This is a genomic window from Azospirillum sp. B4, assembly GCF_000333275.1.
Taxonomy (GTDB): domain Bacteria; phylum Pseudomonadota; class Alphaproteobacteria; order Azospirillales; family Azospirillaceae; genus Nitrospirillum.
Genome location: NZ_BACU01000393.1, coordinates 1 through 16348 on the forward strand (window position 1 = coordinate 1; position 16348 = coordinate 16348).

13 protein-coding genes and 1 pseudogene are annotated in these 16348 nt (G+C 67.3%); 3 read left to right on the forward strand and 11 right to left on the reverse strand.

The genetic code is table 11. The annotated features are described in order from the left end of the window. The 5 genes from I55_RS17515 to hpnI form a co-directional block, all read right to left on the reverse strand. Positions 1 to 1241, reverse strand: a 1241-nt coding sequence (locus I55_RS17515; RefSeq protein ID WP_148293799.1) for an inorganic phosphate transporter, incomplete at its 3' end; no start/stop codon positions are given. 90 nt (positions 1242 to 1331) lie between these two features. After that, a complete protein-coding gene (locus tag I55_RS17520; protein ID WP_044561871.1) occupies positions 1332 to 2288 on the reverse strand; it encodes a lysylphosphatidylglycerol synthase domain-containing protein in 957 nt (318 codons plus the stop codon). 12 nt (positions 2289 to 2300) lie between these two features. Then, positions 2301 to 3197 (reverse strand): hopanoid biosynthesis-associated protein HpnK, encoded by an 897-nt coding sequence (hpnK, locus tag I55_RS17525; RefSeq protein WP_044561872.1) that lies wholly within the window; start codon positions 3195 to 3197, stop codon positions 2301 to 2303. An 89-nt stretch (positions 3198 to 3286) separates the two neighbouring features. After that, positions 3287 to 4714 (reverse strand): hopanoid biosynthesis associated radical SAM protein HpnJ, encoded by a 1428-nt coding sequence (gene hpnJ / locus I55_RS17530; RefSeq protein ID WP_199902630.1) that lies wholly within the window; start codon positions 4712 to 4714, stop codon positions 3287 to 3289. Beyond that, a complete protein-coding gene (gene hpnI, locus I55_RS17535; RefSeq protein WP_044561874.1) occupies positions 4711 to 5901 on the reverse strand; it encodes a bacteriohopanetetrol glucosamine biosynthesis glycosyltransferase HpnI in 1191 nt (396 codons plus the stop codon). The genes hpnJ and hpnI overlap by 4 nt, the downstream gene beginning before the upstream one ends. A 366-nt stretch (positions 5902 to 6267) precedes the next feature. On the opposite strand from hpnI, the gene I55_RS17540 reads away from it, so the two are divergent. Beyond that, positions 6268 to 7023, forward strand: coding sequence for a VacJ family lipoprotein (locus tag I55_RS17540; protein WP_044561881.1), 756 nt, complete (start codon positions 6268 to 6270; stop codon positions 7021 to 7023). 131 nt (positions 7024 to 7154) lie between these two features. Here the strand turns inward: I55_RS17540 and I55_RS17545 are convergent, their stop codons facing one another. The 4 genes and pseudogenes from I55_RS17545 to I55_RS17560 all read right to left on the reverse strand — a co-directional run bounded on the left by I55_RS17545 (position 7155) and on the right by I55_RS17560 (position 11166). Further along, entirely contained in the window at positions 7155 to 7817 is a 663-nt protein-coding gene (locus I55_RS17545) for an ABC transporter substrate-binding protein (protein WP_049974232.1), read from the reverse strand. Beyond that, positions 7814 to 9723: pseudogene (dxs, locus tag I55_RS17550) on the reverse strand (1-deoxy-D-xylulose-5-phosphate synthase). The gene I55_RS17545 and the pseudogene dxs overlap by 4 nt, the downstream one beginning before the upstream one ends. A 78-nt stretch (positions 9724 to 9801) precedes the next feature. Then, positions 9802 to 10668, reverse strand: coding sequence for a polyprenyl synthetase family protein (locus I55_RS17555; RefSeq protein WP_044561883.1), 867 nt, complete (start codon positions 10666 to 10668; stop codon positions 9802 to 9804). Positions 10669 to 10896: 228 nt separating this feature from the next. Further along, positions 10897 to 11166: a hypothetical protein gene (locus I55_RS17560; RefSeq protein WP_044561875.1), complete on the reverse strand. Its 270-nt coding sequence runs from the start codon at positions 11164 to 11166 to the stop codon at positions 10897 to 10899. A gap of 359 nt (positions 11167 to 11525) precedes the next feature. Between I55_RS17560 and I55_RS17565 the strand changes: the two genes are divergently transcribed. Continuing rightward, positions 11526 to 12272 carry a response regulator transcription factor gene (locus tag I55_RS17565; protein ID WP_044561876.1) on the forward strand — a complete coding sequence of 249 codons (747 nt, stop codon included), beginning with the start codon at positions 11526 to 11528 and terminating at the stop codon, positions 12270 to 12272. A gap of 14 nt (positions 12273 to 12286) precedes the next feature. Beyond that, positions 12287 to 14428 (forward strand): sensor histidine kinase, encoded by a 2142-nt coding sequence (locus I55_RS17570; RefSeq protein ID WP_044561877.1) that lies wholly within the window; start codon positions 12287 to 12289, stop codon positions 14426 to 14428. 43 nt (positions 14429 to 14471) lie between these two features. On the opposite strand, the gene I55_RS17575 is transcribed toward I55_RS17570, so the two are convergent. Together I55_RS17575 and I55_RS17580 are read right to left on the reverse strand one after the other, a co-directional pair. Next, positions 14472 to 14798 carry an EthD family reductase gene (locus I55_RS17575; protein ID WP_044561878.1) on the reverse strand — a complete coding sequence of 109 codons (327 nt, stop codon included), beginning with the start codon at positions 14796 to 14798 and terminating at the stop codon, positions 14472 to 14474. Between the two features lie 103 nt (positions 14799 to 14901). Further along, positions 14902 to 16348 (reverse strand): bifunctional diguanylate cyclase/phosphodiesterase (locus I55_RS17580; protein WP_044561879.1); only part of this gene is annotated, 1447 nt, incomplete at its 5' end.

Below are 16348 nucleotides of genomic sequence, written 5' to 3' on the forward strand. Positions count from 1 at the left end.
CGATCGGTGTCACTGAGCGTCGGGCCGTCCTGCTTCTGCAGACGGCGCAATGCCTCGGCCGAGAGATACATGTCATTACGCATCTGCCCCTGCGCCACGCCCGACAAGGCGCCCGAGAAACGCAGCTGATCGGCGATGCTGGCCGTCAGCTCATGCAGGCCGCCCAGGGTCAGGCTGGTCAGGACGCCGGTGCGCACGAAGTCCTCCACCGCCACGCGCGGGTCCGCGGGCATGTGCTCGACATGACGGCCCAGCACCTCACCCGCCCGGTCGAAGGTGGCGATGTAGGCGGGGGTGTCGGCGGCGGTGACGGCGCGGTTCAGGCCATAGACGGTGGGCACCGTGCCGATCAGGATCAGCATGATCAGGCCCATGCCCTTCTGCCCGTCGTTGGAGCCATGGGCGAAGCTGACGCCCGAGCAGGTCAGCACCAGCAGGCCGCGAATCCATCGTGGGGGCGGCTTGCGGCCCTGTGGCGCCCGGAACAGGGTCCTGTCCTTGATGACCGCGCGCATCAGGACCAGCAGGGCGGCGGAGCAGACGAAACCGACCACCGGCGAAATCAGCAAGGTCTGGATGATCTTGCCGGCCTGGCCCCAGTCGACGCCGCTGGCATTGGCGCCCGGCGCCGCCATCAGCTGGTTCATCAGGCCGACACCGATGATGGACCCGATCAGGGTGTGGGAGCTGGAGGATGGAAGGCCCAGATACCAGGTGCCCAGGTTCCACAGCACGGCGGCCAGCAGCAGGGCGAAGACCATGGCGAAGCCGATGTCGCTGCCCACCTGCAGGATCAGTTCCACCGGCAGCAGCGAGACGATGCCGAAGGCGACCGCGCCGGTGGAGAACAGCACACCGGCGAAGTTGCACAGGCCCGACCACACCACGGCGGCATGCGCCGGCAGGGAATGGGTGTAGATCACCGTGGCCACGGCATTGGCCGTGTCATGGAAGCCGTTCACGAACTCGAAGCCCAGCGCGATCAGCAGGGCCACGCCGAGCACCGCGAAGGGCAGAACGGAGGCGCCGCCGTCGATGCCGCGCAGGTCGCCGGCCAAGCTGACCGCGACATAGCCCAGCCCCACCGCCAGGAGGGCGAGGATAACCACCATGCCGAGCCGGGCGCCGCGATCGTCGGCCCCTGCGGTCAGGGGCGACACGCTGACGACGGGTTGCGCCAGGGAAGGCTGGACCAAGGGGGATTGGACCAGCGGCGACTGGACGGCATCTAGGTGCGCCATGGGGTAATCCTTGCTCCGGCCATCAGCCGTTGGCAGCGCGCAACGGCGCCGGAAGATCGCGCGGATCGCGGGAAATGGCGTTGATCACGATCAGACCTTGGCCTTGCGCAGGGTGGTCCAGGCCACCAGCCCCGGCAGGAAGACCACCAGGTCGCGCAGGCGGCGCGCCGCGGCCAGGGCCAAGGCGGTGGGGGCATCCAGGCCCAGCGCGGCGCCCAGCAGCAGGAAGGCGCCTTCCTGCACGCCCAGGGCGCCCGGCACGACGAACGCGGCGCTGCTGACCGCCTGGATCAGCCCCTCGATCACCAGGGCCTCCACCAGGCCCACGGGATGGCCCAGCGCCCATAGGGCCAGCCAGATCTCCCCCGCCCCCAGCGCCCAGCCCAACAGCTGCCAGAGGAAGCAGCCAGTGATGGCGCCGGTGCGCCGGTACATGGCCTTTGAGGCGCGATCGATGCGGGCGCTGTGGGTCATGATGCCGGCCAGACGGCCGGATGCCGCCTTGTCCAGCACGCTGGTGACCTTGGCAAACAGGCCCGCCCGCTGCACCAGGATGAACAGCACCACCAGCGGCACCATGGCCAACAGCCCCAGGGTCACCTGGCCCGCGATACCCACCGGACCCTTCAGCGCCACCAGCAAGCCCACCGCCAACAGGCTGAAGCCCAGCTGGCTGAGGATGGAGATGGCCATGTCCACCACCAGGCTGGCGGCGGCCGGCGCCACCCGCACCCCGTCCAGGCGCAGGATGCGGAAGGACACGATTTCCCCGCCGATACGGGCCACGGGCAACAGGCCGTTGACCGACTCGCGGATCCAGACGTTGCGCGCCATGGCGGCCAGGGAGGGGCGCGTGGCCCCGGGCAGCAACACCTGCCAGGCCCGGGCGTTGGCCACCATCGGCACGGCGTGGAACAGGCCCGCCGCCACCAAGCCGACGCCGGCGGTCTTCAGCAGGGCCCAGAGGGCGCTGGTGTCCTCGCGGGCGACCAGCACCACGGCCAGGGCCAGGCCCAGCAGGGCGAACAGGCGGGCTGCCTTTTCCATGCGGGTCGCCGCCTATTCCAGGACGATGGGCAGGTCGCGGAAGCCGCCCCGGGGGAAGCGGGCGGCCAAGGCGTTGACCTCAGGGTCAAGCAGGGCCGCCAGTTCCTCGCGATAGCGATAGCCGGGCGCGCCGCCCGGCACATCGTCGCTGACGGCCGGATGCAGGTAAATCTCGGTGACACCCGGCGGCAGGTGGGCCAGGGCGCCGCGCAGCCTTTCCGCCGTGACGGCACCCGTCCAGGCCAGGCCCAGCACCTGGTCGGGGGCGGCCAGCCCGGCACGGCGCACCTTGGCGCGCAGCAGCTTGGCCCAGGGACCGGTGACGCGATGCAGGCCCAGGTCGGCCTCCGGCGTCACGGCGCGGATGACGTCCGCCGGCTCCACGGGCACGCGCATGGCGCGCGCGCCATGGCGGCGCGCGGCGTCCAGCAGGATGCGGCCCACCGTGGGATGCAGATGATAGTGTTTGTGGGCGTTCACATGGTCCAGCTTCAGGCCGGTGGCGCCAAAGGCCTGGAACTGGGCCTCCACCTCCGCCGCCACCTGGGCGGCGACCTTGGGCCGGAAGAAGATGGCCGCCCCGACCTTGGCCAGGTCGTTACGGAACAGGCCGTCGGGGCCCACCAGGTCGGGAATGTCGCCGGGCGGCAGAAAGGGCTTGCCGTCCACCAACACCACGTGCAGGCCCACCGCCAAGCTGGGCTGGGCATGGGCCAGCGCCACCGCCGCGTTGGCGGCGGCCCCGGCCACCATCAGGCTGGCGGCGGTCAGGATGCCCTGGGTGTGGGCCTCGATCACGGCGGCGTTGACCGCGGCCGACAGGCCGAAGTCATCCGCCGTAACGATCAGGCGCCGCCCCGATCCCCCAGTACTGGAGGTCGCGACGGCGCCCGGCGTGGTTGCGGACATGAAGGGTGTTCCGAACCCGATGTGGAGAGCGCGGCGCCAATCCCCGCCTGCTGTGAACGGGAATCGACACCGGCGACTGAGGGACTAAATCAAGCGGCGTTGCGGCGTTCGCGCAGGAACTGCCAGAACTCCACGCCCTCGCGCAGGCGGCGCTTCATCATGTCCTTGTCGCGGACCATCTCACCCACGATGGAGGCGATCTTGCCGCTGCGGAAGTAGAACTTCTTGTAGAAGGTCTCGACCGAGCTGAAGATTTCCGAGTGGCTCAGGTGGTCATAGTGCAGCGGGGCGATCTGCACGCCGTGCTCGTCCACCAGCTCGGCGTTGGCATCGTCCAGCCAGCCGTTCTCGATGGCCTGCTGGTACAGCGCGGTGCCGGGATAGGGGGCGGCCAGCGACACCTGGATGGTGTGCGGGTTGATCTTGGCGGCCCACTTGATGGTTTCCTGGATGGTTTCCTGCGTCTCGCCCGGCAGGCCCAGGATGAAGGTGCCGTGGATCTGGATCCCCAGCTCATGGCAGTCCTTGGTGAACTTCTCGGCCACCTCGACGCGCATGCCCTTCTTGATGTTGTGCAGGATCTGCTGGTTGCCGGATTCGTAGCCGACCAGCAGCAGGCGCAGGCCGTTGTCGCGCAGGACCTTCAGCGTCTCACGCGGCACGTTGGCCTTGGCGTTGCACGACCAGGTGATGCCCAGCTTGCCCAGTTCCTTGGCGATGGCCTCGGCGCGGGGCAGGTTGTCGGTGAAGGTGTCGTCGTCGAAGAAGAATTCCTTCACCTGCGGGAAGTTCTTCTGCGCCCACGCCATCTCCTCCACCACATGGCCGACGCTGCGGGTGCGGTAGCGGTGGCCGCCCACGGTCTGGGGCCACAGGCAGAAGGTGCAGCGCGACTTGCAGCCGCGGCCGGTGTAGATGCTGAGGTAGGGCGCCTTCAGGTAACCGATGAAGTACTTCTCGATCTCCAGGTCGCGCTTATAGACCGGGGTCACCCACGGCAGGCTGTCCATGTTCTCAAGGATCTCGCGATCCTCGTTGTGGACGATCACGCCCTCGGAATTGCGGAAGGACAGGCCCTTGATGTCCGACCACTTCTTGCCGTCGGCCACGTCCTTGATGGTGAAGTCGAATTCGTTGCGGGCGACGAAGTCGACGATGGGGGCCTGGGCCAGGCTCTTGTCCGCCTCCACCGCCACCTTGGCGCCAATCAGGCCGGCCTTCAGGTTGGGGTTGACGGCCTTCAGCGCCTCGATGGTGGCCACGTCCGACTTGAACGACGGGGTGGAGGTGTGCAGCACCACCATGTCGAAGTCTTTGATCTGGGCCGTGACCTCGGACAGCTTGGTCTTGTGCGGCGGGGCGTCGATCAGCTTGCTGTTCTCAATCAACGCGGCCGGCTGCGCCAGCCACGTCGGGTACCAGAAAGACTTGATTTCGCGGCGCGCCTGGTAGCGCGAGCCGGCGCCGCCGTCAAAACCGTCGAAGGAAGGCGCCTGGAGAAAAAGCGTCCGCATCATGACCCACCATTTTCGCCGAGCGGCACCATCGTGCCGTCGGATTTGACCGAAAAGCGCTGTCCGCGCCAACTCACACGTCGAATGCCAAAGCTGGCAACGAACACCACAAATGACAAGACGTCTCTGATCAATCCAGGCCATCGCGGCCGGGACCGTGTGATCCGTGCATCAATCGTCACCTGAAGCACGACCCGGGCCAGGATCGCAAGCCCCAGCAGCAGCAGGGACCACGCATGCCAGCCCGCGAAAATTGCACCAAGCATGGCCAAGGGCACCGGATGGGTGACCACGGACCCGGCGTAGCCGCCCGGATCCAGCCCACGGATGGTGCGGGCCCACCGCAACTCATGATCCAGCAGGGCGGCAAGCGTGGACTCGGGCGCCAGATGCCCCACCACGAAGGGCGGGACGGCCACGGTCAGGCCCAGGGCCCGCACCGCCGCCCCCATGGCATGGTCGTCCGCCAGGATGTCGCGGAAGGCGGGGAAGCCACCGATGCGATCCAAGGTATCGGCCGTCACCGCGATGGTGGAGCCGAAGCAGGGCTTGGCCAGCCCCAGACGCAGGCCGACCAGCACATTGGGCAGGAAATGATGGTCGACGGCACGCGCCGCCTGGTCCTGCCAGAAGGACCCGGCATCCACCGGATCGCCGCGATAAAGGCAGGTGACCAGGCCCACGCCGGGCCGGGACAGGGCGTCCACCACCCGCGTCAGATAGTCCGGCGCCACGGCGATGTCGCTGTCGGCCAGCACCAGCACCTCATGCCGGACGACGGTCATCAGGTTGATGACGTTGGAGATCTTGGCGTTGGCGCCATGGCGGGTGGGGTCGACCACCAGGTCCAGGCGCACGGGCGAACCCGCCGCGGCCAGTTCATCGATCAGGCCCCGGACCACGGCGATGGCCGGATCGTCAGCGGCCTGCACCCCACACACCACCTGAACCAGGCCGGGGTAATCCTGGGTGGTGAGCGCGCGCAAGCGTTCGGCCAGGCCCGGTTCCGCCCCGTGCAGGGGCTTCAGCACCGTCACCGCCGGCGCCGCCGCCAGCACCGGCGCCGGGCCGGACGCCAGGAAGCGCCGCGCGCTGTCCGCCGCCGCCAGGGTATAGACCGTGCCGACACCCGACAGCGTCCCCAGCCCCCAGCCCAGGGCGTCAGTCAGTATGGGGAGCGGAAGCGGCATGCCGGGCGGGACTCTCAAATAGAACCGGCCCCCGGCGGGGGCCTGATGATGTCATCTCGGGTATCGTCTTAACGTAAGCGCGGCGCACACGCCAGCCGGCGCCACCGTGATGCGGGCGCCGCGACAATTCCGATACACCGAAGACAAAAGCACGTCCTGTGACGGCGGACATAGCACGGTTAGTCACAGGCGTTATTGCCTTGGCCCGCCCTCCGTCGACCGGCATATTGCGCCGCACGCTCCAACATTACACTTCGGTGGGCACTACCAATTGTGGCGGCCGGCCACCATCCTTTGTTATCCCAATCGCCGCGCCGCACGCGCCATGGCACCCGCCTCCAGCATTTTCAGGAAAGTATGGCCAGCATGATCAGACAGTCCCGCGCGGCCCTGGCCGCCTGCCTCCTGATGGGCCTCATGCTGGCCGGGTGCGCCGCCCCCCCCAATGGCGGCCGTGACGAACTGGGCGTGGTGGAGCCCTGGGATCCGCTGGAGAAGGTGAACCGCGTCACGTTCGACGCCAACATGTGGCTGAACGACAACGCCGTCGGACCGGCGTCGCGCTTCTATCGTGACGTTGTGCCGGTGTACGTGCAGCTGCGCCTGCGCCACGGCATCGACAACCTGGGCGAGCCGCTGATCTTCGGCAACGACCTGGCCCAGGCGCGCGTGAAGTCGGCCTTCACCACCTTCTGGCGCTTCGTCTTCAACAGCACGGTTGGCCTGGCGGGCATGTATGACGTGGCCACCGACATGGGCCTCACGCGCCAGACCGGCGACCTGGGCCAGACGCTCTATGCCTGGGGCGTGCGGGAAAGCCCCTACCTGGTGCTGCCCCTGTTCGGGCCGTCCACCGTGCGCGACGGGGTGGGCCTGGGCGTGGAGCTGTGGGGCGACCCCACCGGCCGGCTGTTCGCGGCCCACGACGGCGGCGACGCCAACATCCCCATCGGCATCGTCGGCGGCCTGGACAAGGCCCGCAACCTGGAAACCCTGGATGAGCTGAAGAAGGGCACCATTGACTTCTATGCCCTGCTGCGCAGCGTCTGGCTGCAGAACCGGCAAGCGGCTCTGGACGAATCGATCGGCGTCAATTCCAGCGCCATGCCGGCGATTCCCTGAACTGTTCCTCAAACGCCCATAGCGTCGATTGGGAATGGACGCTCGGCACCGGGATTGAGCCACGCCCCGTGGACACGAAAAAAGCCCGGCCTCCAGTGTCGAAGGCCGGGCCTGGGATGGCATGGCGGTGCTTAGGACGCGGCCAGCAGTTTGTCCGCCTGCTGCTGTAGGCCCTGGATCAGGGCGTCGGCCCCCCCCTGTTGCACGGCGGCGGAGAACTCCGAACGCCGCGTGGCCAACTGGCTGATGGTGCCGTTCAGGTAAACATCGACGATGCGGGCCTGATCGCCCTGACCGCGCATCAGATAATTCAGCGGCACCGGCGGCTGACCGTTGGGGGTCAGCTTGGTTTCCACCACCTTGTCGGCGCCCCGCGCCTTGGGCGTGGGATCGACATCGAACACTTCGCCGTTGAAGCCGTCGAACTGATTGGCATACGTCGCCACCGTCACCTTGGTGAAAGCGTCGACAGCGCCCTTCTGCTGGTCCGGCGAGAACTTTTCCCACGCTGGTCCCACGGCCAGGCGGGTCATGGTCGCCAGGTCGAAGGTCGCCTTGATCACCGGGTCCAGCTTCTCCGCCCGCCCCTTCACACCCAGCTGCTTCGCCTGCTTCATGCAGCTCAGCAGCGTGTCGTAGAAGGTCTTGACCTTGGCCACCGCCGGATCGGCGGCCTGCTGGGCCTCCGCCTGTTGAGCGGCGGCAGGCAGCGAGATGCCGGCCAGGGTCAGGGACAGGAAGGCCGCCGCGACGGCCTTTCCCTTGAAAGCGTTACGGGTGACCTTGGTCGTCATGCGGTCCTCACCTGCGCGTTGGCACCCAGCGCCTTGAGCACGGTATCGACGATGCCATTGGCGTTGAGGCCGGCCTCGTCATACTGCTTGGCCGGGTTGTCGTGTTCCTGGTAGCGGTCGGGCAGCACCATGGGGCGGAACTTCAGGCCGCGGTCGAACAGCCCCTCCTCCGCCAGGAACTGCATCACCTGCGCACCGAACCCGCCCACCGAGCCTTCCTCGATGGTCACCAGCACATCGTGCCCCACCGCCAGCGTGCGCACAAGGTCCCGGTCGATCGGCTTGGCGAAGCGCGCGTCCGCCACCGTGGTCGACAGGCCCCGCGCCGCCAGGTCCTCCGCCGCCTTGCACGCCTCGCCCAGGCGCGTGCCCAGGCTCAGAATGGCGACCGTGTTGCCCTCACGGACGATCCGGCCCTTGCCGATGGGCAGGACCTCGCCCTTCTCCGGCATGTCCACACCACGCCCTCGCCGCGCGGATAGCGCAGCGCGATCGGGCCGGCGTCGTAGGCGACCGAGGTCGCCACCATGTGCACCAGCTCCGCCTCGTCCGCCGCCGCCATCACCACCATATTGGGCAGGCAGCACAGGTAGGCCAGGTCGAAAGCCCCGGCATGCGTGGCGCCGTCCGCCCCCACCAGGCCCGCCCGGTCCATGGCGAAACGCACGGGAAGGTTCTGGATCGACACGTCGTGCACCAGCTGGTCGTAGCCGCGCTGCAGGAAGGTCGAGTAGATCGCCACGAAGGGCTTGTACCCTTCCGTCGCCATGCCGGCCGCGAACGTCACCGCGTGCTGCTCGGCGATGCCCACGTCGAAGGTCCGGGTGGGGAAGGCCTGGCCGAACAGGTCCAGGCCCGTGCCCGACGGCATCGCCGCCGTGATCGCCACCACCTTGTCGTCGGCCTTGGCCTCCTTGATCAGGCTTTCGGCGAACACTCGCGTATAGGTCGGCGCGTTCGCCTTGGCCTTGGCCTGCGCGCCCGTCACCACGTCGAACCGGCCCACCGCGTGCAGCTTGTCGGCCGACGCCTCCGCCGGCGCGTAGCCCTTGCCCTTCTGCGTCACCGCGTGGATCAGCACCGGACGGCCGTTCGGCTCGTCCCGGATGTTCTCCAGGATGGGAACCAGCTGGTCCAAATCGTGCCCGTCGATCGGGCCGACGTAGTAGAAGCCCAGCTCCTCGAACAGCGTCCCGCCCATCACCATGCCGCGGGCGTATTCCTCCACCCGCCGCGCCGCGTTCTGCAGCGGACGCGGCAGGTGTTCCGCCACCTGGCGGCCCAGGTTGCGCAGGTGCCGGTACTGGCTGCTGCTGACCAACCGGGCCAGGTAGCCCGACACGGCACCCACCGGCGGCGCGATCGACATGTCGTTGTCGTTCAGGATCACCACCAGGCGCGAGCCCAGCGCACCGGCGTTGTTCATCGCCTCATACGCCATGCCGGCGGAGATCGACCCGTCGCCGATCACGGCGATGACGTGGTTGTTCCCGCCCGCGAGGTCACGGGCCACCGCCATGCCCAGGCCCGCCGAGATGGAGGTGGAGCTGTGCGCCGCGCCGAACGGATCGTACTCGCTCTCCGACCGCCGGGTGAAGCCAGACAGGCCACCGCCCGTGCGCAGCGTGCGGATGCGGTCCCGGCGCCCCGTCAGGATCTTGTGCGGATAGGCCTGATGGCCAACGTCCCAGATGATGCGGTCCGCCGGCGTGTCGAACACGTAGTGCAGCGCCACCGTCAGTTCCACAACGCCCAAGCCGGCACCCAGATGCCCACCCGTCACTGACACCGCGTCGATTGTCTCGGAACGCAGTTCATCCGCCACCTGCCGCAGCTGCGAGGGATCCAGCGCGCGCAAGCGGTCAGGCGTCGGACACTGGTCCAACAACGGGGTCTTCGTCGCCATTCATCGGCTCCCAAATAATTATAACCGACCTCTGTTGGGCCGGTGACAAGAGAACACTTTTGCACAGATCGTGATAAATCACGACTCCCGGTCGATAAGCATAAAGGGCAGGCCGCGCAACGAATCCGCCGCCGAACCGAAACCATCCAGACGGGCGGCGGCCTGCTCGGCCAGTTCCACAACTTTGGCCCGGGCGGCGTCCAGACCCAGCAAGGAAATCAGGGTCGCCTTGCCTTGGGCCTCGTCCTTGCCGACAGTCTTGCCCGCCTTGCCGGAATCACCGGTGGCATCAATAAGATCGTCAGAGATCTGGAAGACAAGGCCGAAATCCGCGGCGTAGTCACGCAGCAAGGCCCGTTCCGCTTCGCTGGCGCCACCCAGGATGGGTCCGGCCTCACAGCAGAATTCGAACAGGGCGCCGGTCTTCAGCTTCTGCAGCGTCAGGATTTCGTCGTAGCCGAAGTCGGAATTGGGCGCTTCCATGTCCATCATCTGGCCGCCGATCATGCCCAGCGTGCCGCCGGCCTGGGCCAGCTTGGCGATCAGGGCGCAGCGGACGGCCGGGTCGGCGTGGGCCGCCGGCTGGGACAGCACCTCGAACGCCAGCGTCAGCAAGGCGTCGCCGGCGAGCAGCGCCGTCGCCTCGTCGAACTGGACATGGGTGGTGGGCTTGCCCCGGCGCAGGGTGTCGTCATCCATGCAGGGCAGGTCGTCGTGCACGAGGCTGTAGGTGTGCACCATCTCCACCGCCGCGGCGGCCTGCAGCCAGTTGTCCTCCGACACGCCGAAAAGCGCGGACGACGACTTCACCAGGAAGGGGCGCAGGCGCTTGCCGCCCGCGAACACGGCATAGCGGGCGGCCTCCTGCACCCGGCCAATGTAGCGGGCGGGGGCGGGCAGCAAGGCTTCCATGCGCTGTTCGGTCTGTCGCGACGCGAGGCCCATGGCCTCCAGCAGTTCACGACCCGAGGGATAACGGCCCAAAGAGGGTGCGGCGGAAGAAACTAGGCCGGTCACGTGAAGAAACCTCGAAGATGATGACGCGTCATATGACGTCCGGCACACTCCGCCAGCCGTCCGCCAGTGTCAATTACTGGCGACGCCAGGGCGCCGTTGCGCCGCACGTANCAAGAGGTTCGGCAGGAATGAACGCCAGGGCGACGATTCGCGAAATTATTCGACAGAATTGACGCTGGCGGTGTCGGCCGACACAGACGACGCGGCCAGAGACTCGATTCCGTCATCAAATCGGCCGTCCGCCACCGGCTGGCCCGGCCAGCGCTCCGGCCCCGGACCGGCCAGCAACGCCGCCACGCCATCGGCCTCCAACATGCCACCGCGCCGGATCCACAGGTCGCGCTCCGGACCCGATGGCACGCTGGCGGCAACACGGTAGCATTGCTCAGCGGCGCGCAGCAGCGTCCATTGCCTGCCTTGACCCATAAGACCACCCCGGATGGCCCGGCACATTGCAGTCTGGGACAGGCCCGACCGGCCGGCGTCTTCACACCGGGCCTCACACGCCCGGCTGATTTTTCATGAGAGGTCAGAGGTTAAGACAACCATGCCGCTTACGGCAACGCCCTTAATGCGTCCTGACGCTGAAATTTCAGGCCATCCACCCCGGCCCTCCGGACTGAAGCCTGAAGCAGGCCGGCGATAAATCGAAGCGGCACGCATCGTATTGCCATAAAATTAATAGAAAATTAGAGTGCTGAGCCAGAATAGTTCAGTTCTGCCGGCCCGCATGGGGCGGCACAGTCGCCAAACCATCGACAAACCTTTAAAAGAAAAGACTTTCTATGGCAGACGTGGACACGAATTCCGACACCGATGCGCCGCGTGTCGTCCTGGTCGAAGATGATGTGGATCTCCGGGAACTGCTGGCCCAATGCCTGAGCAGCCAGGGCTTGGCTGTCACCACCGCCGGTTCCGGCCTTGAGCTGTACCGCCAGATCGCCAAGGAGCCGGCGGACATCGTCATCCTGGACATCGGCCTGCCCGACCAGGACGGTTACGCCATCGCCAGCTTCCTGAGGGCGAACACCAATATGGGCTTGATCATCCTGACGGCCCGATCCCGGGTGGATGACCGCCTGAAGGGTTTCACCAGCGGAGCCGATCTTTACTTCGTGAAGCCAGTAGACTGCCGTGAATTGGCCGTCGCCACCATCAACCTGGCCCGCCGGCTGAGCGCCGCGCCGGATGGGGGTGAGGGCCAGACGCTGCCCACCACGCCATCCAGCGACCCCTGGGTGCTGGACAGCGCCCGCTGGTCGGTGCATTCGCCGCGCGGCCTGCCCGTGCGCCTGACCGCCAAGGAGTTCGACCTGGTGGTGGCCCTGACCCAGGACCCGGGGCGGGCGGTGGACCGCACGGCCCTGCTGGAGATGCTGGATTACGCCAACACCGTGCAGGGCAGCCGGGGACTGGACGCCTTGGTCAGCCGGCTGCGCCGGAAAATCGAGGCCGCGGTGGGTGAGGCCTTCCCTATTCAAACCGTCCATGCCAAGGGTTACCTGTTCTCCGCCCCCATCAAGCAGCTGTAGTCTTCCGCCCGGCCATGACGGTCCCCTTCCAGCCATGGCCCCGCGCAGCCCGATCGTTCCACATCAGCCTGGCTTGGCTGCGGCGCCTGCTGGCATGCCTGGCCTTGGTGGGGATACTGGGGGTGTGGGCGCTGGGTGGCGCCCCACCAGCTGGGGCGGCCGACTCAAGCGGCTGGGCGCAGCCCCCCCTGACCCTGCATCCTGAAGCCCGGGAGCTGCCCATTGGCGGCCATCTGGAATTCCTGGTTGATCCCGACGCCTCGCTGACCCTCGCCGATGTGACGGCGGGCGAGGCCAGCCACCAGTTCACGCCCCTGCCCGGCAACCTGAACCGGGGCTTCACCCTGACCGACACCTGGGTGAGGCTGCGCCTGGATCGCCCAGCCGGCACCGACGACACCTGGTACCTGGAACTGCTGCCCAGCTTCCTCGACACGGTGGAAACCTACGTCGCCATGACGGCGGCGGACGCGCCTCCCCCGGATGCCGGCGCCTATGCCAAGACCGTCCAGGGAGACAGCGAGCCCACGGCGAACCGCATGCTGCGGTTCCGCAGCTTCACCCAGCCCCTGGTCTTCGACGGCGCCGACCGGGCCTGGATTTACGTCCACATCCACACCACCAGCACCAGCATCCTGAGCGGGCAGGTCTATCGCCTGGTCCCCCTGATGAACCATGTCAGTGTCCAGTCCATCTGGCTGGGCTTCGTGCTGGGCGTGGCGCTGGCGGTGCTGATCTCCAACCTCATCTATAGTTACTGGCTGAAGGAAGGTATCTATTTCTATTACAGCCTTTACCTGATCAGCCTGATCGGGCTGGCCTTCGGATCCTTCGGGGCGTTGGCGCAGATCTTCCCCGGGCCCGCGCCGTACCTGGCCAATCTGATCACCGGATTCAGCGTCTGCGGCGGCATCAGCGCCGGCGCCCTGATGACCGAGAAGTTCCTGAACCTGCGCCGCACCTTGCCGCTGGTCAGCCTGCTGAACCGCATCCCCATGGCGTTGGGCGTCGTTGGCATGATCGCCACCGTGGCCGACCATTACACCATGGCCGGCGCCACCCTGGCCTCGGTCACCTCAGTCTACATGTTCATCTATATCGGCAGTGGCATCCGGCTTGCCCGGCGGGGGCATTCCGGCGCGCTGATCTACAGCTTGGCCTTCGGCACAACCTGCCTGGCGGCCCTGATGGGCTTCATGCGCACCCTGGGCGTCATCCCGGAAATCACCTTGACGGAGAACATGTCCCAGGCGGCGGCGCTGGTGCACATGATCCTGATGAACATCGCCATCGCGTCCCGCGTGCGCCGGCTGGAGAAGGAGCGCAAGGAAGCCCAGGCCGCCGCGCTGGAGGCCTCCGTCCATGCCGAACAGCGGGCGCTGGACATGGTGGCGCTGCGCACGCGTGAACTATCGTCAGCAAAGGAAAGCTTGGAGCAAGCCCTGATCGCCGAGCGCCAGGCGGTGCGCGAGCAGATCCAGTTCATCGACATGGTGTCACACGAATACCGCACGCCCGTGTCCATCATCCGCACCGGCCTGGACATCCTGCAAATCAAGGGGCCCGCCGGCCTGTCCGGGGAAGGCAAGATGCAGGACCTGCTGAAGCGCATGGGCCGGGCGGTGGAACGGCTGGTGGAGATCATCGAGGTCGGCCTGCGGCGGGAGACCGAGCATTCCCCAGGCCTGCAACTGGAAACCCAGCTGCTGCGTCTGGAGGGCGTGGTGGCGGACGCCGTCCGTTCCCTGCGGACCTCACACCCCGACCAGGACGTGCAGGTGGAGGGGACGGCGCCCGCGGAAGTGCTGGGCGATCCGGCCCTGCTGAAGACCGCCCTGCTGAACCTGCTGGAAAACGCCGCCAAGTACGGCCCCCGCGGACAGTCCATCCGGGTCCACCTGGCGCAGGCGGGCGGGCGCAGCAGGGTGAGCGTGATTGACCGGGGCGCGGGCGTCGCCCCGGCGGACCGGGAGAAAATATTCGGAAAGTTCGTACGCCTGTCGCCGGCCGAACGCATCCCCGGCATCGGCGTGGGCCTGTACCTGGTGCGTCGCATCGCCGAACTGCACGACGGCCGGGCCTATTATGACCACACGCGCCTGGACGGCTGCTGCCTGGTGTTGGAAGTCGCCAACGCGCCCCTGCCCAAGACCTGACCTGCCCAAAACCTGACGCGGGGGGCGCGAACCAGCCGGGGGATCAGCCCCGGCCGGCGCCCACCACCACCTCGCTGACCTGGATCACCGGCGACAGGGTGGTGTAGTTGGGGATATCGGCCACGATCTCTTCCGCCACGGGGCCGAACGCGGCCCAGAAGCTGTCGGCGGACTCCGCGAAGATATGGCACATGGCGACATAGGCGGCCGGCTCCGTGGGCGGCGCGCCCGACACGCCCTTGTCGATGGTATAGAACAGGCACGCGGCACCCAGCTTCTCCTGGACCAGCGGCAGATGGCGGTCACGATAGTAATCGTGGTCGAAGCGGGCGCCGGGCTCGTTGGCATAGAATACGCTGACTTTGATCATGGCGTTGTCCTGTCCGGGATGGGCGGTTTAGGTAGGGGAATTCATCCCTTGTACGCCCGGGACCGCGCGCACGCGTATTCTCCTATGGTTGTATGGCGCGCCCTCAACCCTTCAGGAAGTCACGCTCCAGCAGGTCCACCGGCATGGGCCGGGCGAACAGGAAGCCCTGGACCTCGGCGCAGCCCTGCTGGGCCAGCCAGTGCCACTGTTCCTCCGTCTCCACGCCCTCCGCCACCGTCTTCAGGCCGAAGCTGCGGGACAGGTCCAGCACGGCCGTGGCGATGGCCGTCTCATCCGGAATGTCGTTGACGAAGGAGCGGTCCAGCTTCAGCGCCGTCACCGGCAGGCGGCGCAGATAGGCCAGCGAGGAATAGCCGGTACCGAAATCATCGACGCTGATGCCCACGCCCAGGTCGCGCAGCCGGGCCAGCAGGGCCTCGCTGTGGTCCAGGTCGCGCATCATGCTGGTCTCGGTGATCTCGATGTTCAGCAGTTCCGGCGGTAGGTAGGATTTGGCCAGGCAGTCCGCCACCAGGTCCACCAGTCCCGCTTCCTGCAACTGGCGGGCGGAAACGTTGACGGACACGGGCACGGCATGCCCCATCCTCAGCCAGTGCGCCGCCTGCTCGCAGGCTGTGCGCAACACCCAGGCACCGATCGGTACGATAAGCCCTGTTTCTTCCGCAAGCGGAATGAAATCCCCAGGCATGACCAGACGATCCGGCTTCTGCCAGCGCAGCAACGCCTCCACCCCGCTGAGCTTACGGGTCAGTGTCTCCAGCTTGGGCTGGTAATAGAGGACGAACTGATCCTGCTCGATGGCGCGGCGCAGCGCGGTCTCGTTGTGCAGGCGGGCGACGGCGCGGTCCATCATCTCGCGCGCGAAGAAGCGGTAGCGCCCGCCCCCGGCCGCCTTGGCCGTGCACATGGCGACGTCCGCGCCGCGCAGCAGCGGTTCCGGGTCGCGGCCGTCGCCCGGGTACAGCGCCATGCCCACGCTGGCGGTCAAGGTCAGGACGTGGCCGTCAATGGCATACGGTGCGGCCAGCGCGTCCAGGATGCGTTCGGCCAGTCGCGCCGCCATCTCCGGTTGGGTGATGTCCTCCGCCACCACGGCGAATTCATCGGCCCCCAGGCGGGCCACGCTGTCGCCCGCCCGCAGCACGCCGGTCAGCCGCGCGCCCACCTCCCGCAGCAGACGGTCGCCCACGTCCAGACCGTAGCTTTCGTTGACCGTCTTGAACCGGTCCAGATCCAGATGGAAAACCGCGACATGATAGCCCGCGCGTTCGGCCTTGGGCAGGGCGCGGCCCAGCTCTTCCGTCAGCAGCACGCGATTGGGCAGGCCGGTCAGCAGGTCGCGCGTGGCCATGCGCCGCTGCGCCTCCTGGCTGGCGGCCAGGCGGGACAGCAGCTCGTTGGTGCGGGCGGCGATATAGCCCAGCTCATCCCGCTCATGCCCCAAGGGCAACGGTAGCGCCGTTTCCGTGGGGCGGTCGGGATTGATGCGGGCGATGGAGCGGCCCAGGCTGAACAGCGGCCTGGTGACG